This is a genomic window from Paenibacillus sp. sgz302115 (assembly GCF_056120445.1).
Window position 1 is genome coordinate 58,419 of sequence record NZ_JBVYOK010000017.1, and the last position, 21,280, is coordinate 79,698.

Below are 21,280 nucleotides of genomic sequence, written 5' to 3' on the forward strand. Positions count from 1 at the left end.
ACCACCATGAACAATAAATCTCTGCTTAGGGGCAACACCAAAGGCGTCGTCAGCATTCTGTCGCTGAGTGTGATTTTCATTCTGACGATGTTCGCCCCCTTATTTGCTCCCTTTGATCCATACAAACAGTCGTTGCAGGATATCTTCATTGCACCGTTCAGCGCATTCAATTCCCATTCGGGCATCAGTCTGCTCGGGACGGACCAATTAGGCAGAGATGTGTTCAGCCGCCTGCTGTATGGGGGGAGATTATCCCTGTGGATGAGCATTTTGGCGGTGGCGATCTCGGGCGTGTTCGGCAGTATTATCGGAATTATCTCAGGTTATTACGGCGGTAAAATCGATGCCATTATGATGCGGCTGGCGGATATTCAGATGTCTATTCCCAGCATGCTGCTAGCTATCGTAATGGTTGCGGTGCTCGGCTCCGGCTTGACGAACATTGTCATTGTATTGTCTATTACAGGCTGGGTGACCTTTGCCCGTGTCGTGCGGAGCCAGGTTCTGTCTCTGCGGGAGCTGGAGTATGTGCAGGCGGCACAGGCGATGGGGGTATCGGATGTTGCGGTGATGAGAAGACATATTTTTCCCAACACCTTCTATACAATTGCGACTCAGGTAGCACTGCAGATGTCACGTATGATTCTGCTCGCGGCATCGTTAAGCTTTTTGGGGCTGGGGATAGATGTGTCTACCCCATCATGGGGAGGAATGATCAATGACGGCAGGAACTACATCAGCACGGCCTGGTGGCTGTCCACGCTGCCAGGGCTCGTGATCGCTTTTGTCATTCTGACCGTTAATCTGCTCAGTGACTGGTTGAGAGAGAAAGCGCAGTAAGCTTTTCCGGCCAGGGATAGGAGTGAGTTTCGAATTGTATATCTTATCGCGTGAACACATCAAGAGAAGCGGTATTGCCGACATCAGGGTGGCCCAGCCGATTATCGAACACATCTTTAGGCAAAAAGCGGCTGGAACAGCCGCAGGCGCGCAGGAAATTGCGATGCTTCCAGCGCAGCCGGAAGCGGGTGCTTTTTACTCTCTGCCCGCTTACCTCAAAGAGGCGCAGGTGGCCGGGATCAAGTGGTCTTCGCACGTGCCCCCGTCAGCGGCTGGTCAATCCTATACCCATCCTGTGATTGTGCTTAATGATCTATTAACCGGGGTGCCCAAAGCGCTTGTCGAAGGCGAGCTGATCAGCGGACTGCGGACTGCGGCGGTGTCGGCCACGGCAGTGAAATATTTAGCCGACCCGGCAGCAGACTCGCTCCTAATCTGCGGAACAGGCTTTCAGGCCCGCCATCAGTTCTTGGGTCTGCTGCCTTATCTGCAGAATCTGAGAGAGGTGCATGTCTGGAGCCGCAACTACAGCCATGCCAAGCAATTCCAAGAAGAAATGGGCAGGCTGTCAGCGGACCGCCAGTTTGTCTGGCAGGTCCACCGTGAGCTGCCGCAAACACTGGATTTCGCCCGGATTGTCCTTGCTGCTACCTCGACAGGCAGTCCTTATCTGACCCCCTCCCACTTTGTTAAGGGGCACTTATATTTGCATATTGGAAGAGCGGATATAGCCGCCGATGCGGTGAATGCCTTCGATGCGATTATCTGTGACGATTATCAGGGAGGCATCCTCACCAGCAGCCAATCCTTGTTCCAGTTGGCCAGAGAACAGCCGGCGGTGGGAGACAAGGTTCAGCTGCTGGAGAATTATATTCTTCACGGGACGCCGCCACTGCAGAATGCGGGACAGAAGCTGATGTTCAATGCGTTCGGTCTGTCTATCTTCGATCTGGCGCTGGCGGATGCTGCTCTGAACCGTCTGCTGGGAGAGATGGGGACAGAGCTTCCGTTAGTCCCTCTGTTCAAGGAGCCAAGCCTATGAGTACAAATCCATTAATTGAAGTGAACAATCTGACTGTAGGCTTCAATACCAGCAAAAGCGACACCATCGTTTTCTCCGGGTTATCTTTTGAAATTCCTGCCGGAGAAACCGTCTGTCTCGTAGGTGAATCCGGCAGCGGGAAAAGCGTAGCCGCCAAATCCATCATGCAGCTGCTGCCGGAATCTACCGCCTCGTACCGGAGCGGACAGATTCTGTTCCAGGGCAAGGACCTGCTGACCCTGAGCGAGAAGGAGATGGATGCTATTCGCGGGCGGCAGATGGCAATGATCTTTCAGGATGCACTCAGTGCGCTTAATCCGGTTTACACGATCGGCACGCAGATGATTGACGTGATCAGGCTGCATGCTTCCCCGAAGCTGAGCCGGAAGGCGGCACTGGCGGAGGCCAAGCTGCTGCTGCATCAGGTGGAAATCCGCAATGTAGATGAAGTGGTCAAACAGTACCCGTTCCAGCTGTCGGGCGGGATGAGGCAGCGTGTCATGATCGCCATGGCCTTGTCGTCCAAGCCGCAGCTGCTGCTCGCGGACGAGCCGACGACTGCACTGGACGTTACTGTTCAGGCGAATATTCTGAAGCTGCTCCGTAAGCTCAAGCAGCAATATGGTATGACGCTATTGTTCATCACCCATGATCTGGGAGTTGTATATGAAATGGCAGACAGGGTAATGGTCATGAACAAAGGTGTATTGGTGGAGCAGGGGACCAAGGCGCAGATTTTCACGAATCCGCAGCATCCCTATACCCGGAAGCTGTTGAACAGCATGCCCCGGATTTACTTCAAAGGGGAGGCGGCTAAATGAATCAGCCCGTATTGGAAGCCAAGCAACTTAGCAAAACCTATCGGATGAAAAATGGCGGCCTTTTCACTGCCGTCAAAGACGTCTCCTTTACCCTGATGAAGGGGGAAACGCTGGGTATTGTCGGTGAATCCGGCAGCGGGAAGACCACGCTGGCCAAAATGATTGCCGGAATGCTCAAGGTTACGGCAGGGGAGATTGTCATGGATGGCAAGGGGCTGAATGCCATCGACAAACGTTCGCTTGCGATGAAGCGGAACATTCAGTATATCTTTCAGGATCCGGTTTCGTCGCTGAATCCCCGCCTCAAGATTCGGGATATTTTAGCCGAGCCGTTGAGGTTATACTTCAAGCTGTCTCCGCGGGAAATAGAGCTGCGAGTGGACAAGCTGCTGGAGGATGTTGGTCTGCCGGGATATGCTAAGCAAAGCTATCCCCGCGAGTTATCCGGAGGGCAGTGTCAGCGTGTGGGGATCGCCCGCGCATTGGCGGCGGACCCGGCCATCATTGTCTGCGATGAGCCTACCTCGGCGCTGGACATGACCATACAGTCGCAAATTTTGGATTTGCTTAAGGAGCTTCAGCAGACCCGGGGAATCTCCTATTTATTCATCGCCCATGGACTTGAAGTGATTTACAGCATCTCTCAGCGGGTGATGGTGATGAGACAAGGAGAAGTGGTGGAGTCGGGCTCCACTCAGGCAGTGTTTTTAGATCCACAGCATTCCTACACACAGTCCCTGATTCAAGCTATTCCTAAAATTGATATCCCTTATTTTGAAGAAAGCTGAAGGAGGAATTACATTATGAGTATAGTTCCAGTACTCCAATACGAAGAAATGTCGCAGGAAGCTAAGGCTTTATATGATGAAAAGATACAAAGCAATGCCCGCATCACTAACATGGTCCGGACCTTGCTCTATTCCATGCCTTCATTCCGGGCGATGGAGTTCTACCCGGTGCGCAACGAGCTGCAGAAGATCATAGGCAGCCGGGCCGTATATTTTTACTGTTATGCTATCTCTACCGAGAACGATTGCCTGGTCTGTTCGACTTATCATGCCAAGCTGCTCCGTGATCTGGATTTGGCTTTCGATGAATTTGAGTTTACAGACGTGGAGAATGTGCTGATTGCTTACGGCCGGGGATTGGTCAACAACGCTAATAACATTGACCCGTCGATCTACCAAGGGCTGAAGAAGCATTTTTCGAACGAAGAGATCGTGCTGATTACAACGGTTGGCTGCAAGATGATTGCCTCCAACATCTTCAACGAAGCGATGAAAGTGGATCTGGACGAGTATCTGTTCGAAGTAGAGTTCAACAAGGATATTCTTCCGGCCAAGGGCTGAGCTCACAGGATAAATGAAGAACCGCTTGGGTTAAATAAGACCAAGCGGTTTCTTTGTTTGTTTTTCCTAAAATAAATCAGTGCTGAGGTTTATAGTTTGCCCTGGTCTCCGGACCTGGGTATCAATCAAAGGCCTGTTTCAGTGCTTGCGGATAAAATGGACTCATAATCTTGTAAGTATGTAAATGCGGATTGTTCATATCATTATCATAAATAATCATATGATGTTTGTCCTTCAGAATAATATCGAAACGTTGCTTCCGGTCAGCTTGTACGATAGTTATATAATAGCTGTATTTGTCGCCTGTGCTTACATTCCTTGCTAATTTCCTTAACCGGACATCAGAGAAATCATCACATATTTGTTTAATAGCCTCCGGCTCAGTAACCACAATATTCTTTTGTTCACCGGGAACAGAGGACAAGCGGGTGATTTCAAGTGAGGCGATATCTTCCAGACGGATCATTCTGGAAACCACTCTCTTAAATGAAGTATAGCGGCTTGCTGTATAGGTCATTAGAGAAATACCTGCTGCCGTCAGGACTGCACCGGCTAGCATATATTTTTTGCTTTTCTCCATAGTTTCTGTCCTCCTTGTAATACGATTCTGTAAGTCCCAATTATAAAACTATAAGCACATCCACGCAAATACCGGCGGCTTTATCCCAATTCAGTCTGTGAATAATTAAGCTTGTATTCCTTTGGACTCATCCCTGTGTATTTGGAGAACACATGGGTGAAATAAGCAGGAGTCTCATGCTCTTGCTCTCCTGAATTTGCTTATAAACCGTGGATAGGGAGATCAACAGGGATTCATCTGTTGGTCTCTTTTGCTGTGCAGCCGGAAGAAATAAATGTCACGCCTGAGGCTGCTCAAGTGTTATATCTATAGAAACAGAAGAAATAGAAGAAAGGAGACCAACGTGGATTCAATGGAAGAGAAGATTAGGAGGATACAGGCCGGAGATGCCCGCCTGTTCTCAGATGTAATCAGGCTGTACCAGCAGCGGATATACTTCTACTGCTTCCGGCTGCTGAACAGCAGGGAAGAGGCGGAGGATGCGGTGCAGGATGTCCTGATTAAGGCCTATCAGAATATCGGGCAATACAAGCCGCAGGCGGATTTCGTATCATGGCTCTATAAGATCGCTTACCACCATTGTCTGAATCAGTTGCGGCGGCAGAAATTTCAGCTTCAGCTGCGCAAGCTGCTCCGGCAGGAGGTTGCGGTGAACAGCGCCGAACAAATGGTCGAGAACGGCCTGTTCAGCGAGCCGGTCTCGGCCGCCCTGGGGAAGCTGAATGTGGAAGACCGGAATTTGTTGATTCTGCGTATTTATGAAGATAAATCGTTTGCGGAAATCGGCGAAATTCTGGGCGTCAGTACGGCTACCGCACGCAAAAGATATGAACGGACCAAAAACAAGCTTAAAAAGGTGTTGGAGAGAAAGGAGAAACAACTATGGGCAAGAGTGAATTAACCTCGGAGGAGTGGTTTCTGAAGGCCGGAGACCGGTCTGCCAATTTCATCCCCGTTGATGTTCATGAACCGGTAATGAAAGCGCTCGGGCTTGACGGGACCTTACCTGTTGCAGAAGAGCAGACACCTCTGCAGACACTTCCGCCAAACGGAGGGGCTCCTAACGTTATGCGCAGGCTAGAGACAGAAGCCGGAACGGGGCGGAGCCGGAAGCGAATCCTGCGGGTTCCCGTGCAGGGCTGGGTGGCGGCACTCCTTGTAATAGTCTTGCTGGGCGGTGGCTATATCCAGTATTCCGGTGAACTCCGGCAGGGGGCCCAATTTCAGTACAAGGTGCTGCCCTATAAGCCGCTTCCGGCGACGAAATCAGGCGGTATGATAGAGAAGGCGAAAGAAGCCTTGATTCCCTTGCCGGCCCAGGTACAGCCGAGCAAAGAGGAAGAACTCTACAAGATGAAATATTCAAAGGGCTACAATACCCTTGAGAAGCTGCTGCTTCCTGGAGAGTATGCCACCTATGTTATCACACGTGAAGACCGGAAAGAAGAACCTAATCTTGGCATGTACCGCCCGCCGATCACGTTCAAGGACTATGCCGCCTATAAGACCAGTGTAGAGAAGTACAACGCTCCGATAGTGAAGCAGCCGGGGTATATGCCGGACGGGTATGCCTTGGACCAGGCGATTATCAAGCCTTCTTTCATAAAGGTTCCAGATGAGAAGCAGCTTAAAGGCGGAAGCGAGAGAGACCTGGGAGACAACTTCCGGCTGACCTGGAGAGTGGAGAAGGCGGAGAACATTGCCTATCTTTTTTCTTCACTGGTGTACAAGAAGGGGAAGGTTCAGGTGAGAATCAGTGCCTCACGTGTTGATGACAAAGATAAACCGGCAGAAGGCCTGTCGTGGTCCAAAGCGACAAAGGTGGAGAATATTGAGATTGGCGGCAAGCAGCTCATTTATCTCGAAAACTCCAGCAACAAGAAGATTGACATGGGGTATATGTATAACCTGATCTGGCCTGACCCGGAAGCGCAGATCATTTATCATGTAACGGTTCGCCAGGAGAAATCGGAGTTGACCAAGGATGAGGTCATCCGCATTGCCGCTAGTATGATGAATTAAACGAATCCGGCACTTTTATTGCAAGTTATCTGATGCGCCTTGTAAGTACTTTCCAGATCTCCGCCTAACCCTAGAGTTGCCTCCCTGTTGACTGAAGATACATCTTGGCACTCTGTACGAATCTCTTACATCAAAATAACTCCAGCATCAGAAGCCCGCGTCCGACGCGGGCTCTTTGCCTATACCACCCTCCGTAAGCATCCCGCCTCACCAGCAACAAGATTCAGTTACTTTAATTGCATTTTGCCTGTAATCATGCTTTCAGGCCACCGAACGCCATACCCTCAAAAGAGAGTTGACTACACTGCATCTAAGCAGCGACGCCAAGTACCGGTGCATCCATGAGCGCCATTGTTCAGGAGTCGCAGCATAGAATTCCCCAGCCAGAGGTTAGGAAAAAGCACGCCAAGCAAATCAGTCCCTGAGGCGCATTGCTTCCGAACCAGAGAAAGTCACTCTGTGGAATACACCACCCCGGAAGTAGGCCTGCCGATTAAACAAACCCTCAAGGAAGCACTTACGTAAACGAGGAATACACAGGAATAAGCGCAAGAGCCAGAATGCGTCCATACACGTTCCAGTAACTTGCGTAGCAAACAATTACGCCAACGGATGGCCAGACCCGGTGTACAGTGTAGCCCAGAGAAAAAACTGGCCTGTACGCGGTATATCCACAAAAGGAGCCAGAAATGTAGCTGTTACGCGGGGCGAAGTTGCTGAAATCGTTGCTGCTGCAATATACTCCTACCGGGAGTAAGGGAATAGCGCTTTTACACGGCCGGAAAATATTATACGCCAAAGAAAGGCTGTCAGGCCTTCCTAATGAAATATTCATCTATTCTCCGTTCTCCTCGCTCAGAGCGTTGTACGGATCTTTGATGAGAACGACATTGCTATCCATTGGCGTCAGCTTTGTTGTTATTCTGGCAATCGGGCTTGCTCGCTGTCTCGCGGGTGGTGCGGCCGCTTAATCGGCTGAAGGAAGCGGTTGGGCGATATGAGCCTTCCTATTCACCGGGGAAAGATTTTCCCCAGGGGGGACAGAACCGAGATTGGGGAAATGATTACCACCTTCCAGTCGATGTCGGATCGAATTCGGCAGCATCAGCGCAACCAGATTGAGTTCTTGCAGAATATCTCGCACGAGCTTAATTGAAGGGGAGAGCCTGCAAGTTGCTATCCCCGGCGAGCAGTTTTTTCGTATCCTGGTCAATTTGCTGCAGAATGCGGTTAGGCATACAAGATCTTGGCGATGCGAGGTTCAGCTTTGTGAAATATGCAGAGGACCATTGATCTGACTTACCGCTTGTAAGCAACTACTCGAATTCTGCGATAGTCCATTACCCAGCGCCCCTTCTGAAAGAGCGTTGGTCTCAGCTCCTGCTCCAAATGCTGAAGGAGCGCCTCCCGCTCAGATACATTCAGTACACTCAAGACCCCATTGGCAAAAGTAAGGATCCACTTCTGCAAAGCCAGATCCCCTTCTTCCAGTGACGTTGGGCGGTCGAAGCAGACTGCTAGTTCTACGGTCAGCCCATGCTGTTCCAGCAAGGTCGAATACTGCCCGATTGTGGGGAAGTACCATGGCAGTTCCAGCTTGTCGCTTGCACCGATGGCGGCAAATGCGTGCGGCAATCCTGAAACGATAGAAGCGATATTGCCGTGTGCGCCAAATTCGGCGATATAACGCCCTCCCTTCCGCAGACTGGCAGCGATGGAGGCGGCAGCTCCGTCTGCATCGCGCAGCCAGTGAATGGCGGCATTGCTAAAGACAGCGTCGGCAGGCTGCTCCGCAACGTACCTTTGTCCATCCGCGAGAATAAAGGTCAGATCGGGATACTTGGTGCGTGCGGCTTGGATCATTTCGGCAGATGCGTCGATTCCGGTTACGTCAGCGCCGTTAGCGGCAATGGCGCTGGCCAGGTCTCCGGTGCCGCAGCCCCAGTCGAGAATCCGCTCCCCTTGCTGCGGCTGCAGCAGTTCAAGCAGCGACTCTCCGTAACGAGACACAAACGACATAGCTGTATCATAGCTTCCTATATTCCATTGCTGTACCATCTTCTTGTTTCCTTTCTTGGATCAGAATGTCCCCTAATTCTCATTGCGGGCTAGCTTTATGATCTATTATATAGCACGGCTTCTTATAAGAATAATATATAAATATTATATAGTTGATTGGATATTCCTATAAGATCATTTTAGCTTCTGACTAATCGAGAAAGAAGGACAGAAAAGTAACTGCAGGTGTCAGAAGCTTCACTTACTTTAATTACTAAACGATTTTTTTAATTACGTAAGCTTCCAAGGCCAGCCCCTTTACCGCTATGATAATTGTGAAAATATGCACAAGGGGGCAACATCACATGAAAAAGAAAGCAGCCGCTGCTCTTATTCTCATTCTCTCTGTCATGCTGGTTATCGCAGGATGCGGCAACAACAACAGCAGCAACAGCGCCAGCAGTGAGAACAAAGGTAAGACCAGTGAGACCAAAGAAAAAGCTGAAGCCGTATCGGGAGCATCTGAAGCAAGCTATACACCTTACGATCAATTAAAGGATAAATATGATATCATCATTGTCGGTGCAGGCGGTGCGGGTATGTCTGCTGCGCTTGAAGCCAAGGCAAAAGGCTTGAATCCGGTTATTTTGGAAAAAATGCCGGTTGCCGGCGGGAATACTACCAAATCTTCCTCGGGGATGAATGCTTCCCAGACGAAATTCCAGAAAGAGCAAGGGATTGAAGACAGCAATGATTTATTTTATGAAGAGACCTTAAAAGGCGGCCATAACACCAACGACAAAGAGATGCTTCGTTTCTTCGTTGACAATTCCGCAAGCGCGATTGATTGGCTGGATTCGATCGGCATTCGCTTGAACAATATCACGATTACAGGCGGAATGAAGGAAAAACGCACACACCGTCCTGAAGACGGCTCTGCGGTGGGCCAATACCTTGTCAAAGGTTTGGTGAAAAACGTTCAAGATAAAGGCATCCCATTGTTTGTAAATGCCGATGTAAAGGAAATTACGCAAGAGGGCGGCAAAGTTAACGGCGTGAAGGTCCTCTTCAACCAAGCTGACGAAAAGACTATTACAGCTTCTGCTGTCGTTGTAACAACCGGCGGTTTCGGTGCCAACAAGGAAATGATTGAACAAGTTAGACCTGATCTGAAGGGGTACGTAACCACCAACCAGGTTGGCAGCACAGGCGACGGTATCAAAATGATCGAGAAGGTCGGCGGCTACACAGTCGATATGGATCAGATCCAGGTTCACCCGACGGTACAGCAGGAGAAATCCTATCTGATCGGGGAAGCGGTTCGCGGGGAAGGCGCTCTGCTAGTTTCAAGTGAAGGCAAACGTTTCACGAACGAAATGGATACCCGTGATAATGTTACCGCTGCGATCAATAAGCTTCCAGAAAAATCAGCATACCTTATCTTTGATTCCGGGGTTAAAACCCGCGTCAAAGCGATTCAGCAATATGAAAAAATGGGCTTTGTAAAAACAGCGGATACTATCGAGGCATTGGCCAAAGAAATCGGCGTTCCAGCGGATCAATTGAAAAAGACATTGGAAACATGGAACAGCGCGGTTAAGAATAAAAATGATGCCGAATTCGGCAGAACAACAGGAATGGACAATGACTTGTCCGCTGCACCATACTCTGCAATTAAAATCGGCCCTGGGGTTCACTACACTATGGGTGGCGTAAAAATCAACACTAACACTGAAGTTCTGAAAAAAGACGGCAGCGTGATTCCAGGATTGTTTGCAGCAGGTGAAGTTACAGGGGGCTTGCACGGTCAAAACCGGATCGGCGGCAACTCTGTTGCAGAAATCATTATTTTCGGCCGTCAAGCAGGGATTAAATCGGCTGAATTCGTACAAGCAGCAAAATAAGCTGTCTGAAATTTAGGCACGTAATACGCAAAATTAAAGGGGATGTCCGAAAGCCATCAGGCTTGACGGGCATCCCCTTTGTGCAATGGATATAGAGTGCGCGTCTTAGTCCGGTGAAGGGGAGGGCTTGGAGGTACGCGTCAGCGAGAACAGCTCTAGCTCCGGCCTGTATTTACCGGCAAGGGTATCGGCCAAAAGCTCAGCGGCGATCATACTGTAGACCGTGCCGTTCCCGCCGTAGCCTTCAATGAAGAAGCAGTGGGGGAAATCAGGATGCGGTCCCATATAAGGCAGTCCGTCCCTGGTTGATCCGAAAACCGAACCCCAGGAGTATTCGGCTTGAATTCCGCGGGTTTCCGGGAAAAGCGCTTCTATCTCCTCAAGCAGCCGCCGGCTCTGAGTGAGCACCCGGACATCCCGGCGCTGCGGATTGGTCAACTGCTCGTCCTTGCCCCCGGCAATGATGCGGCCGTCCGGCGTGGTGCGGAAATACAAGTAGGGGCGGGCCGTCTCCCAGATCAGGCTCTGTTCGTGCCATTTGGGGAGATTTTTCAGGGGTTTAGTCATTATCGCGTAAGTGTTGACCAGTAACGCCCCCCGGTCCTTTTTCATCTCCTGCGTCTCATAGCCCATTGCAAAAATAATATTGCCCGCATAGATCCGTCCGTTGTCCGTTATGCAGGCTACCCCATCCTTACTGTACTCATAATGCCGCGCCCTGGTGTGTTCGTATACACGAACGCCATTCGAGTGCGCCTTCTGGGCCAGGCTGTGAACGGTCCGGTAAGGATTCGTTTCCGCATCGCCTTTAGAATAGAGTGCAGCCGGCTTGGTGAAGGAGTAATGTGCGCTCACCTTGTCCTGCTCCCAGAATTCCGAATCAAAGCCGTGGGCGACAAGATGATCATGCTCCAGCCGCAGCGCGGGAACGTCCTCAGGTCTGCTGGCATATAACAGGCTGCTGCGGGGAATAATCCGCGGATCAATATTCAGCTTGCCCGGCAGCTCCAGAATTCTTCGGATGCCCTGCTGGCACAGTCTGTAGAATAATACTCCGTTCTTTTCCCCGAACGTATTTATACAGGAGGTTAATGATTTGTCATTGGCTATCTGCAGCAGTCCGGTATTGGCATGGGAGCTGCCGCCCCCAATGACTCTTTTATCAATGAGTACTGTATCTGCTCCGTTCAAGGACATCCGGTAAGCAGCCATTGCCCCGCCCATACCCCCACCTACGATCAGACAATCGCAGCGGACATCCCCCTCTAGTGCCGGATAGACCGGAGGATTTATAAGAGTATTTTCCCAGGGCAGCCGCCCGCTGTTCAATTTCATCTGCTGCTCTCTCCTTTGGCGAGATTCCGATATCGTATTATTGGCAGCCTGGCGGACTCTCATGCGCGAATAACGCCTTTTTAACTTCTTGGCTTTGTGCCCGGCGGCACATAAAGAATTGCGGTCTCAGGCATACTAAGGACTGCTTGAACATTTTGAAGGAGGGAATTCAGAACATGCAATCAACGCAAATGCAGGCGCTTAGCGGAAAAGAACTGGAATATATCGTGGACTCCATTTCCAACGAGGATTTGCTGCTCAAGCAGCTGGCCGCTACCGCCGGAACCACCCAAAACTCCACGGTACACCAGATTTGCATCCAGCATATTCAAAGCCATTCCCATCATATGGACGCGTTGGTACATCTGCTCCATCAGCACCAGCAATACGCACCGACACAACCGCAATAAAATCAGCTAAAGAAGCATTGCTAACAAAGCCTGAGGCAGATGTTTCTGGAGCGGGTTAATACTCACAAAAATTTTAGGAGGTTTTTTCGTGTACGCACAAAGTGGATCGGCATTTATGTCGGATGAGGATTTAATGAACACAATTTTGGCTGATTTGAAGCGGACCGTCCGCGAATATACTACGGCCGCAACAGAGTCGAATTGTCCAACGGTGCGGCGGGTATTCACGGACCTGACGATGGATACGCTGCGCCTTCAAGGTGAGCTTTATACGAAGATGTCCCAAATGAATATGTATACCGTTCCGGGTAAAGCGCTGCGCCAGGATCTGGACAAGGAAATTCAGTCCGCTGAGCAAACCCGGCAGAAATGCCAGCAGTTCGTGCAGCAGAAGACAGGCAACGCCGGGGCCTACGCACAGGCTGGACAGGTTCCAACGCATCAAGCGAACACACATAACCCATATTATATGTAATCCTGCACCCCCGTGCAGCGAGGCAAGCTTAATGTGGGCGGAATATTCGAGGTTAAGGGAGCAGAGGGACTTTAACAGTCTCTCTGTTTTTTGCTGTTCTGCACTTGCCGGCCGGTCTGATTTTTGTTTGCAGAACTCCCATTTTCATGTCATATTAGTATTAAACTCTTTACGCGGAGGGAAGGCATGAAGGAAATGAATGAACTGAAGAGGAAAGTGCTGGAACTGCTCAAGGAGGATGCGCGAAGCTCTACTGCGCTAATGGCGACTTTGCTTGGAGCGGAAGAAGAGGATGTCAAACAGGCCATTGAAGAAATGGAAAAAGACCATGTGATTGTAAAATATGCGACAGTTGTAAACTGGGATAAGGTTGATGATGAACGGGTAACCGCTCTGATCGAGGTGCAGATTACACCGGAACGCGGCCGCGGCTTCGAAGGCATTGCTGAACGGATATACCTGTACCCGCAGGTGAAATCGGTCTATCTGATGTCAGGCGCCTATGACCTGTTAGTGGAAGTAGAGGGCCGCAATCTGCGGGAGGTCGCCAATTTTGTCTCCGAGAAGCTGTCGCCGATTGATTCGGTGCTCTCTACCAAAACCAACTTTACACTCAAAAAATATAAACAGGACGGTATCATCTTTGAAGAGCATGAGGAAGACAACCGTCTTATGATATCTCCGTAAAGGAAGTAATCACATGATCACTAATAACAGTCAGCACACCGGAGATACAGGCAGACCAATGAGCTCATATTTGTCCCCGCTGGTCCAGCAGATCCAGCCATCGGGCATCCGTAAATTTTTTGATCTGGCGGCAGGCAGCAAGGATATCATTTCCCTGGGGGTCGGAGAGCCGGACTTCAAGACACCTTGGCATGTGAGGGAAGCCTGCGTGTATTCGCTGGAAAGAGGCTTCACCGGCTATACCTCAAATGCAGGCATGCCGGAGCTGCGGGAAGGCATTGCCGAATATTTGCACACCCGCTTCGCAGTGGAGTACAATCCGGCTAATGAGATTATCGCCACGGTGGGCGGTAGTGAAGCGATTGATCTGGCGCTGCGCGCCTTAATCTCGCCGGGAGATGAGATTCTTATCCCAGAGCCGTGCTATATTTCCTACTCGCCGATTACCGCCATTGGCGGCGGGATTCCTGTAGGGATCGAGACCTTTGGGGAGAACAACTTCAAGCTTACTGCAGAGGGGCTGGAAGCCAAGATTACCCCGCGTTCTAAAGTTCTTATTCTTTGTTATCCCAGCAATCCGACAGGCGCGATCATGAGCCGTGAGGATTGGGAGCCGATTGCGAAGGTAGTGGAGAAACATGATCTTATCGTCATCTCCGATGAAATCTATGCCGAGCTGACCTACGGAGACACCCATGTCAGCTTCGCCTCCCTGCCGGGCATGAAAGACCGGACGATTCTGGTCAGCGGCTTCTCCAAGGCTTTTGCCATGACCGGCTGGCGGATGGGTTATGCTTGCGGACACCCGGATTTAATCTCCGCGATGCTGAAGATTCACCAGTACACCGTCATGTGCGCTCCGTCGATGGGCCAGGTGGCCGCGCTGGAGGCATTGACCAACGGCATGGAGGAGAAGGACCGGATGGTCGACTCCTATAATCAGCGCCGCCGTCTCATTGTCAAGGGATTGCGTGATGCCGGCCTGGAGTGCCATGAGCCGCAAGGCGCATTTTACGCATTTCCGAGCATCCGCCACACCGGACTGACCTCCGACCAGTTTGCCCAGCGCTTGCTGCTTGAATTCAAGGTGGCTGCGGTTCCCGGCAGTGTGTTCGGTCTTGGCGGTGAAGGTTATCTGCGCTGTTCCTATGCCACCTCGGTGTCCCAACTGAATGAGGCCATTGAGCGGATAGGGGCGTTTGTCACACAGCTCGAACGTGAACGAACGGAATAGTGCGCGAGAATGAAGCAAATAGGACTATAGCGGATCGCCCTCCTGTATGGTATTATTTTACTCTAAGGACAAGAAACACCTGTAATAGTACTTACAAGGACCTTTTCTATTCTGAATAATACATTTAGGAGGGATGATTGTGCTCAGCGCCGATTATTACTTGCCTTCCTACGGTGGGGAATGTTTGACCGGAAGCGGGAAACGGCCCCCCAAGGGTGATGTCAACGCACGCAGACTCTCTTTGGAAGATGAAATTCGGGTACTCCGCGGGAAAATGGAGCAGCTTTTTGTGCAGGAGAACTCCTTTACCTCGGCTAACGTTATTGAAATCAGCAGCCTGCTGGACTTGAAGATTAATGAGTATATGAAGAGACGTTCCCGCAGGGGTTAGCATGCTAGTGAAGAGAATGTCATAGTGGGGACCTTCGGGTCCCTTTTTTGTGATTTAGGACGGCGCAGCCGTTGTTGTTTGGTGAGATAACATTTATTTACATAGTAATCCATATAGTGTTATTATGAATGAAGATTCATTCAAAAGGAGGAACTCTACTTGAGCGTACAGAGTAAGCTTTTGGAGATGAGGTTCATTGAGGGTTTTGAGCGATTGGCTCCTGATGATGCGACCCGCCAGATTATCACGCACGCTATAGAAGTATTTTCTAAAAAGGGTTTTGCCGGTACCAAAATTAAGGACATCGCCCTAAGTGCCGGGTTCAGCCAAGGTTATGTGTATACCTATTTCAAATCCAAGGAGGAGATTTTTACTAAGGTTGTCGAGCTTGCCTCAGAGGGGGCGGGATTATCGGTTCAGTATGCTGCTGAGCTGGAAGGGACTGCTTGGGAGAAAATATTGTGGCTGACCGAAGCCTTTCTGTCGTCTGACAGCCTGGCTATGCAGCATTGGCGGCTGATTTTGCTTCAGACCTCAACTACCGATGCGATACCGGAGGAAGCGAAGCGCATTGCCCAGGATAAAATCAAGCTGCCTTTTGAACATCTGGTTCCGCTAATTATCGAGGGCCAACAGGCTCATGAGATTGTAGACGGAGATCCGCTGCTTATCGCTATCGCCTATTTTTCATTTATCCAGGGTCTGGGTATTGCAAGAATTCAAACCTCTCAGGAAGCCCCCTTCCCGTCAGCCGGGCTGATTCTGCGTTTTATGAAGAGGGACTGTTAGCCGGACAAATACCTTGAAGGATGGGATCTGCTATGGTGAAGATTTTTAAAAGTGAGGTTGGCAGAGAGGCAGTGCTGCAATCTTACGATTCGCTTCTTGAACAGTGGAAAACTGAGATTGAAGAGAAGGATATTGTCACTCCATACGGTACGACACACTGTATTTTTGCCGGCAATGCTGCAAATCCGCCTCTGCTGCTCTTTCACGGGGTGGGTGACAACTCGGCAGTCATGTGGCTGCTCAACATGGAGATGTTGTCCCGTCATTTTTACTGCATTGCGGTGGATACCCTAGGCGGGCCGGGAAAAAGTGTTCCGAATGAAAATTACACCAAACAGACGTTCAGCCAGGTAGACTGGATAACCAGTATTGCTGACAGCCTGAAGCTGGGGAGGTTCCATATCGCAGGTGTATCAAATGGGGCATACATGGCCTACAATTACGCAACGATGGAAAGTGAACGGGTTGAGCGTGTGGTCTGTATGGAAGGGGGAATGATCACTGCACCGTTCAAGGCGATGGTACAAACCCTGCTGATGATGTTTCCTGAAATCCTCCTGCCTACCCGCAGCAACCTGCTCAAGGTTGTCCAAAAGCTTAGCTCGCCAAACTCCCGCATGTTAGAGAAGTATCCGGAAGTGGCCGACCATCTGGTGCTGTTAATGAAGAATCACAATCAGCAGGCCATGTTCATCCATAAGCTGCAGCGGTATGATAAGGAGAGAGCGCTGCGCATCAGAGATAAGCTCTATTTTTTACTGGGCGATTACAAGCTGGACCATAAGCGGGATTTTATCAGGCTGCTGAAGGATGGAGATTTTCGGTATCAAGTTATACCGGACGCCGGGCATGGCGTCAATCATGAACAGCCGGAGGCCGTAAACCGGGAAGTGATAAGCTTTTTACAAGGCAGCAGCAATTATTGATACGGAGGAAGCAATGACCGGCGGTGTCTTTCGCTGAACTTATTGTTCCAGTTTCTTAGTTAGAAGGATTTCCAATGGCTCGTCTTCGAGCAATAAGCACCCTGAATCCCGATAACCCAATTTTCTATAAAAATGCTGGGCGCCTTCATTAGCTTGCGTGGATGTCATCACCAATTGAAATCCCCTCATCTTCATTTCATCCTCCCAGAAAAGGAGGGCTCTTTTCCCTAAGCCATTGCTTCGGTAGGGTTCATCAATCCAAATCATGTTCATAAAAGGGGTGTTGTCCCAAAAATAACCGAAGCGCATCCAGCCTACAATGACTTCACGTTCATTTTGGAAAATGTAAATCTCGTTCCTGCTAATTTTGGATAAAATCAAATGTTCTGAGATATGACGGTCATGGTTTCTAATATATTCATAGTCCGAATCCGTTGCAGCAATAATCCTCAATTTGACTGCTCCTTTACGATGCTCAATTAGATCTATGATACAATGTTCATTTGCTCTAAAGGAAGGGAGTTTCTTTTTATAGTTATTTTTTACATGGCGGAAATGACGATCTTTGTTTGCCTTATTTATAGTTGAACGTTTAAACTAATATTATGTGACTGAAAGTCAGGAGGGTCAAGAAATGGCGATTTATACACGTACGGGTGACAAGGGAGAAACGTCGGTTATCGGCGGCAGAGTAGGCAAGGACGATGTGCGCGTTGAAGCTTACGGAACCATCGACGAGCTGAACTGCTTTGTCGGGCAGGCGCGCAGCCTGATGGAGGATGAGAAGTTCGCGGATGTCCGGGAGCAGCTTCTGGAGATTCAGCATGAGCTGTTCGATTGCGGCTCTGATCTGGCTTTTGTGAAGATCAGCGAGAGCAAATATAAGGTGAAAAGCGAGATGGCAGTACGTCTTGAGGGCTGGATTGATCTGCTGCAGGCGGAGAATCCGGTACTGGAGCGCTTCATTCTGCCGGGGGGAAGCCAGTTGTCCTCAGTGCTGCATGTGTGCCGCACCGTCTGCCGCCGGGCGGAACGGCGCGCGGTTACGCTGGGACGCAGTGCGGATATCAACCCGGAGGCTGTAATCTATCTGAACCGGCTGTCGGATTATTTCTTTGCGCTGGCCCGCGCGGCTAATACGCGCCTTGGGATTGCTGACGTGGAATATGTGCGCAGTAAAAAGGTGTTCCGCAATTAATATGACGAGCTATTATTCACCTATATCCTATCAAGTGCCGCCGTCCGAGGACGGCTGGCTGCTTAAGACGATTCTGCAGAAGCGGATGGACGTATCGCGCAAGCTGCTGTCCCGGCTCAAAATGACAGAGCAGGGCATCATGCTGAATGGCGAGCGGGTCTACATCAGTGTCCGGGTCCATGCCGGAGATCTTGTGGAAATCCGCATGGAGCAGGAAACCTCGGAGGACATTTTGCCGCAGCCGCTTCCGTTCGAGATTCTCTATGAGGACGAGCATCTTCTTGTTGTCAACAAGGCGGCAGGCATCATTGTACATCCGACGCATGGGCATTATACCGACACCCTTGCTAATGGAGTTGTCTATTACTGGGCGCAAAAAGGAGAACAATACCGCTTCCGCCCTGTCCACCGCCTGGACCAGGAAACGTCCGGCGTGCTGGTCATTGCGAAGAATCCCTACAGCCACCAGCATATTTCCGAGCAGATGATTGCCGGAACGGTGGACAAGCGTTATGCTGCTTTTGTGCATGGCGTTCCTGCTGCGCCAAGCGGGGATATCGACGGTCCCATCGACCGCGACCCGCTGGAGCCGCACCGGCGGATTGTGACGCCGGAAGGCTATCCCTCCTTGACCCGCTATGAGGTCAAGGAGGTCTATCCCGGCGCAGCGCTAGTCGAGCTGAAGCTGGAGAGCGGCCGCACCCACCAGATCCGGGTGCACATGAGCTCCATCGGCTGCCCGCTGATCGGCGACGGCATGTACCGCCACAGGCTCTACGGCCAGGCGGAGCTGGCCAGGGGGCCTGGGCTGGAGCGGATTGCAGGGCTGGACGCGGAAGAACGGGCGGAGCTGGAGCGGATCGTGGAGCTGGGCGCGGAAGAGCGAGTCGAGCTGGAGCGGATTGCGGAGCTGGACGCGGACGAGCGGGCGGAACTGGAGCGGATTGCGGAGCTGGACGCGGACGAGCGAGTGGAGTTGGAGCGGGTCGTGGAGCTGGGCGCGGGAGAGCGAGTGGAGCTGGAGCGGATTGCGGAGCTGGATGCATCCATTTCGCGTCAGGCGCTGCATGCCGTGCGGCTGGCCTTCCAGCATCCGGTGCTGCGCACGGAGCTGGTCTTCGACGCTCCGCTGCCGCCGGATATGGCGCGGCTGCAGGAGAAGCTGCGGCGGATGGCAGCAGAAGGTTAGCCTCTGCTGATCGAGTCGCCGCCACTTTGAGCGTCAATAACGGCAAAAATGCCGTTACTGCCCGAGTCACCGCCACTTTAGGTGCCAACAACGGCAAAAATGCCGCTGTTGCCCGAGTCGCCGCCACTTTGAGCGCCAACAACGGCAAAAATGCCGCTGTTGCCCGAGCAGCCGCCACTTTGGGCGCCAACAACGGCAAAAATGCCGTTGTTGCCCGAGTCGCCGCCACTTTGGGCGCCGATAACGGCAAAAATGCCGTTGTTGCCCGAGTCGCCGCCACTTTGGGCGCCAACAACGGCAAAAATGCCGTTGTTGCCCGAGTCGCCGCCACTTTGGGCGTCAACAACGGCAAAAATGCCGTTGATAATCGGGTTGCCGCCATTTTGGGCGTCAATAGCGGCAAAAATGCCGTTGATAATCGGGTCGCCGCCACTTTGGGCGCCAACAACGGCAAAAATGCCGTTTTTGCCCGAGTCGCCGCCACTTTGGGCACCAACAACGGCAAAAATGCCGTTGTTGAGCCAAAGCATATTACTTTTACTGAAGGAGTAGCCAATGAGTCACCTGAAGGTTTATCAATATCCGAAATGCGGTACTTGCCGCAGTGCTGTGAAATGGTTAAAGGAAGCGGGGCATGAGCTGGAGCTGCAGCATATCGCCGAGAAGCCGCCGACTGTAGAGGAGCTGCGCGTGCTGGTGGCGAACAGCGGGCTTGAGCTTAAGAAGTTTTTTAATACGAGCGGTGAAGTCTATAAGAGTCTTGGACTGAAGGACAAGCTTCCGGGCCTGAGCGAAGATGAGCAGTTGGCCTTGCTGTCAGGCAGCGGCATGCTGATCAAACGCCCAATTGTCACTGACGGCAAGAAGGTTACCGTGGGCTTCAAGGACGAGCAATATGCAGAAGCTTGGAGTCAAATCTGATTTTTTAGTTCATCCGCTGGTGCGGTATATATCAAAGAGTAAGCCTAAATGAAGAACAAACAAGGAGAGGTTACACATGAGCGCAGAAACTACGGGCCGGGTAATGATCGTCGATGGAATGGCTCTGCTGTTCCGGGCTTTTTATGCGACTTCTTATTCTGGATATATTCGTAAAACTAGTAGCGGGTTGCCTACAAATGCGGTGTATGGATTTATTCAATACTTTTTTGATGCAATTAACAATTTCAACCCGACACATGTTATTTGCTGCTGGGATATGGGGAGCAGTACTTTTCGTACCGAGACCTATAGCCAGTACAAACAAAATCGTTCAGAGGCTCCACTTGAACTTCTGCCGCAATTCAACTTAGTCAAAGAAGTCGTGTCTGAAATGGGTGTGCCCAATATTGGCCTAACCGGGTATGAAGCTGATGATTGTATTGGCACGCTGGCAAAAAAATTTCAAGGCGACACTGAGGTGTTTATTTTAACCGGAGATCATGACATGCTTCAGTTAATCACTGAACAGATAAAAGTTGTAATAATGAATAAGGGACGTTCTAATTACACTGTGTATGATTTAGAGACTCTGTTTACTGCTAAGCAGCTAACTCCCCTGCAGGTGATAGATTTAAAGGCATTTATGGGGGATACCAGTGACAATTACCCAGGGGTTAAAGGTATAGGTGAAAAGACTGCCCTTAAACTGTTGAGCGAGTACGGATCTGTTGAAGGCTGTCTCGAATGCCTTGAAATGCTTCCTGCAGGCATCAAGAAGAAAATTGAAGAAAACCTGGACATGCTGCACCTTTCAAGAGATTTGGCTAGAATCCGCCTGGATGTGCCAATTGAATGTGATCTCAATGAATGTCTATGGAATCTGCGTCATGAGGCTGCCACAAAGAAATTTGAGGAATTAGAGTTTGGCGGTCTTGTAAAAATACTCGGTGAGGCAGTGAGTTAAATAATATATTTTTCTTATTAGGTAAACGGTCTTCCATCTCGCTGATGGAGGGCCGTTTTGCCGTTCACAGTCCGGCTGTTTGCAATTGTTCAATTTTGAAGATATGTATACAGGCGAAAAGATAGCTTTGTTCACTCGCAGCAGAATGTTGCACTTACCGATCCCACCATTCTTCCTTTATAATCCAATCAAAAAGAGAGAACCA

24 protein-coding genes are annotated in these 21,280 nt (G+C 50.5%); 19 read left to right on the forward strand and 5 right to left on the reverse strand.

Annotation, left to right across the window (positions count from 1 at the left end; translation table 11 throughout):
* Positions 1 to 6: 6 nt before the first annotated feature.
* The 5 genes from AC0LWN_RS24760 to AC0LWN_RS24780 are packed head-to-tail and all read left to right on the forward strand — an operon-like array spanning position 7 to position 4,052.
* Positions 7 to 840 (forward strand): ABC transporter permease, encoded by an 834-nt coding sequence (locus AC0LWN_RS24760; protein ID WP_474670074.1) that lies wholly within the window; start codon positions 7 to 9, stop codon positions 838 to 840.
* 34 nt (positions 841 to 874) lie between these two features.
* Positions 875 to 1,882 (forward strand): hypothetical protein, encoded by a 1,008-nt coding sequence (locus AC0LWN_RS24765; protein WP_474670076.1) that lies wholly within the window; start codon positions 875 to 877, stop codon positions 1,880 to 1,882.
* Complete coding sequence (locus AC0LWN_RS24770) at positions 1,879 to 2,703, forward strand: ATP-binding cassette domain-containing protein (RefSeq protein ID WP_474670078.1); 825 nt, start codon at positions 1,879 to 1,881, stop codon at positions 2,701 to 2,703. The genes AC0LWN_RS24765 and AC0LWN_RS24770 overlap by 4 nt, the downstream gene beginning before the upstream one ends.
* The gene (locus AC0LWN_RS24775) at positions 2,700 to 3,491 is read left to right on the forward strand and encodes an ABC transporter ATP-binding protein (protein ID WP_474670080.1); all 792 of its coding nucleotides are present in this window, start codon (positions 2,700 to 2,702) and stop codon (positions 3,489 to 3,491) included. Before AC0LWN_RS24770 ends, AC0LWN_RS24775 begins: the two co-directional genes overlap by 4 nt.
* A 15-nt stretch (positions 3,492 to 3,506) precedes the next feature.
* Positions 3,507 to 4,052 carry a carboxymuconolactone decarboxylase family protein gene (locus AC0LWN_RS24780; RefSeq protein ID WP_474670082.1) on the forward strand — a complete coding sequence of 182 codons (546 nt, stop codon included), beginning with the start codon at positions 3,507 to 3,509 and terminating at the stop codon, positions 4,050 to 4,052.
* A 121-nt stretch (positions 4,053 to 4,173) separates the two neighbouring features.
* Here AC0LWN_RS24780 and AC0LWN_RS24785 read toward each other — a convergent pair whose 3' ends face one another.
* Positions 4,174 to 4,632, reverse strand: a complete 459-nt coding sequence (locus AC0LWN_RS24785) for a hypothetical protein (protein ID WP_474670084.1) — start codon at positions 4,630 to 4,632, stop codon at positions 4,174 to 4,176.
* 352 nt (positions 4,633 to 4,984) lie between these two features.
* Between AC0LWN_RS24785 and AC0LWN_RS24790 the strand changes: the two genes are divergently transcribed.
* Positions 4,985 to 5,533 carry an RNA polymerase sigma factor gene (locus AC0LWN_RS24790; protein WP_474670187.1) on the forward strand — a complete coding sequence of 183 codons (549 nt, stop codon included), beginning with the start codon at positions 4,985 to 4,987 and terminating at the stop codon, positions 5,531 to 5,533.
* Entirely contained in the window at positions 5,515 to 6,654 is a 1,140-nt protein-coding gene (locus AC0LWN_RS24795) for a DUF4367 domain-containing protein (RefSeq protein WP_474670086.1), read from the forward strand. The genes AC0LWN_RS24790 and AC0LWN_RS24795 overlap by 19 nt, the downstream gene beginning before the upstream one ends.
* A gap of 1,299 nt (positions 6,655 to 7,953) precedes the next feature.
* Here AC0LWN_RS24795 and AC0LWN_RS24800 read toward each other — a convergent pair.
* Positions 7,954 to 8,712, reverse strand: a complete 759-nt coding sequence (locus AC0LWN_RS24800; protein WP_474670088.1) for a class I SAM-dependent methyltransferase — start codon at positions 8,710 to 8,712, stop codon at positions 7,954 to 7,956.
* A gap of 305 nt (positions 8,713 to 9,017) precedes the next feature.
* Here AC0LWN_RS24800 and AC0LWN_RS24805 point away from each other — a divergent pair, with 305 nt between their 5' ends.
* Complete coding sequence (locus AC0LWN_RS24805; RefSeq protein WP_474670090.1) at positions 9,018 to 10,556, forward strand: flavocytochrome c; 1,539 nt, start codon at positions 9,018 to 9,020, stop codon at positions 10,554 to 10,556.
* A 105-nt stretch (positions 10,557 to 10,661) separates the two neighbouring features.
* Here the strand turns inward: AC0LWN_RS24805 and AC0LWN_RS24810 are convergent, their stop codons facing one another.
* Positions 10,662 to 11,891 (reverse strand): NAD(P)/FAD-dependent oxidoreductase, encoded by a 1,230-nt coding sequence (locus AC0LWN_RS24810; protein WP_474670092.1) that lies wholly within the window; start codon positions 11,889 to 11,891, stop codon positions 10,662 to 10,664.
* Between the two features lie 176 nt (positions 11,892 to 12,067).
* Here AC0LWN_RS24810 and AC0LWN_RS24815 point away from each other — a divergent pair, with 176 nt between their 5' ends.
* From AC0LWN_RS24815 to AC0LWN_RS24845, 7 genes are all read left to right on the forward strand, one after another.
* Positions 12,068 to 12,301 carry a hypothetical protein gene (locus AC0LWN_RS24815; protein ID WP_474670094.1) on the forward strand — a complete coding sequence of 78 codons (234 nt, stop codon included), beginning with the start codon at positions 12,068 to 12,070 and terminating at the stop codon, positions 12,299 to 12,301.
* An 88-nt stretch (positions 12,302 to 12,389) separates the two neighbouring features.
* Entirely contained in the window at positions 12,390 to 12,776 is a 387-nt protein-coding gene (locus AC0LWN_RS24820) for a spore coat protein (protein WP_474670096.1), read from the forward strand.
* Positions 12,777 to 12,962: 186 nt separating this feature from the next.
* Positions 12,963 to 13,463: an Lrp/AsnC family transcriptional regulator gene (locus AC0LWN_RS24825; RefSeq protein WP_474670098.1), complete on the forward strand. Its 501-nt coding sequence runs from the start codon at positions 12,963 to 12,965 to the stop codon at positions 13,461 to 13,463.
* Positions 13,464 to 13,476: 13 nt separating this feature from the next.
* Positions 13,477 to 14,697: an aminotransferase class I/II-fold pyridoxal phosphate-dependent enzyme gene (locus AC0LWN_RS24830; RefSeq protein ID WP_474670100.1), complete on the forward strand. Its 1,221-nt coding sequence runs from the start codon at positions 13,477 to 13,479 to the stop codon at positions 14,695 to 14,697.
* 184 nt (positions 14,698 to 14,881) lie between these two features.
* On the forward strand, positions 14,882 to 15,088 hold the full coding sequence (locus AC0LWN_RS24835) for an aspartyl-phosphate phosphatase Spo0E family protein (RefSeq protein WP_458964903.1): 207 nt from the start codon (positions 14,882 to 14,884) through the stop codon (positions 15,086 to 15,088).
* Between the two features lie 159 nt (positions 15,089 to 15,247).
* A complete protein-coding gene (locus tag AC0LWN_RS24840) occupies positions 15,248 to 15,877 on the forward strand; it encodes a TetR/AcrR family transcriptional regulator (protein WP_474670102.1) in 630 nt (209 codons plus the stop codon).
* Positions 15,878 to 15,909: 32 nt separating this feature from the next.
* Positions 15,910 to 16,803, forward strand: a complete 894-nt coding sequence (locus tag AC0LWN_RS24845) for an alpha/beta fold hydrolase (protein ID WP_474670104.1) — start codon at positions 15,910 to 15,912, stop codon at positions 16,801 to 16,803.
* 39 nt (positions 16,804 to 16,842) lie between these two features.
* Here AC0LWN_RS24845 and AC0LWN_RS24850 read toward each other — a convergent pair whose 3' ends face one another.
* Positions 16,843 to 17,256, reverse strand: a complete 414-nt coding sequence (locus tag AC0LWN_RS24850) for a GNAT family N-acetyltransferase (protein WP_474670106.1) — start codon at positions 17,254 to 17,256, stop codon at positions 16,843 to 16,845.
* 181 nt (positions 17,257 to 17,437) lie between these two features.
* Between AC0LWN_RS24850 and AC0LWN_RS24855 the strand changes: the two genes are divergently transcribed.
* Together AC0LWN_RS24855 and AC0LWN_RS24860 are read left to right on the forward strand one after the other, a co-directional pair.
* A complete protein-coding gene (locus AC0LWN_RS24855; protein ID WP_474670108.1) occupies positions 17,438 to 18,001 on the forward strand; it encodes a cob(I)yrinic acid a,c-diamide adenosyltransferase in 564 nt (187 codons plus the stop codon).
* Between the two features lies 1 nt (position 18,002).
* Positions 18,003 to 19,190 (forward strand): RluA family pseudouridine synthase, encoded by a 1,188-nt coding sequence (locus tag AC0LWN_RS24860; RefSeq protein ID WP_474670110.1) that lies wholly within the window; start codon positions 18,003 to 18,005, stop codon positions 19,188 to 19,190.
* A 77-nt stretch (positions 19,191 to 19,267) separates the two neighbouring features.
* Here the strand turns inward: AC0LWN_RS24860 and AC0LWN_RS24865 are convergent, their stop codons facing one another.
* A complete protein-coding gene (locus tag AC0LWN_RS24865) occupies positions 19,268 to 19,720 on the reverse strand; it encodes a hypothetical protein (RefSeq protein ID WP_474670112.1) in 453 nt (150 codons plus the stop codon).
* A 25-nt stretch (positions 19,721 to 19,745) separates the two neighbouring features.
* Here AC0LWN_RS24865 and AC0LWN_RS24870 point away from each other — a divergent pair, with 25 nt between their 5' ends.
* Both AC0LWN_RS24870 and AC0LWN_RS24875 read left to right on the forward strand, forming a co-directional pair.
* Positions 19,746 to 20,111, forward strand: coding sequence for an arsenate reductase family protein (locus AC0LWN_RS24870; RefSeq protein ID WP_474670114.1), 366 nt, complete (start codon positions 19,746 to 19,748; stop codon positions 20,109 to 20,111).
* 76 nt (positions 20,112 to 20,187) lie between these two features.
* Positions 20,188 to 21,075, forward strand: a complete 888-nt coding sequence (locus AC0LWN_RS24875; protein WP_474670116.1) for a 5'-3' exonuclease — start codon at positions 20,188 to 20,190, stop codon at positions 21,073 to 21,075.
* The last annotated feature ends 205 nt before the right edge of the window (positions 21,076 to 21,280 follow it).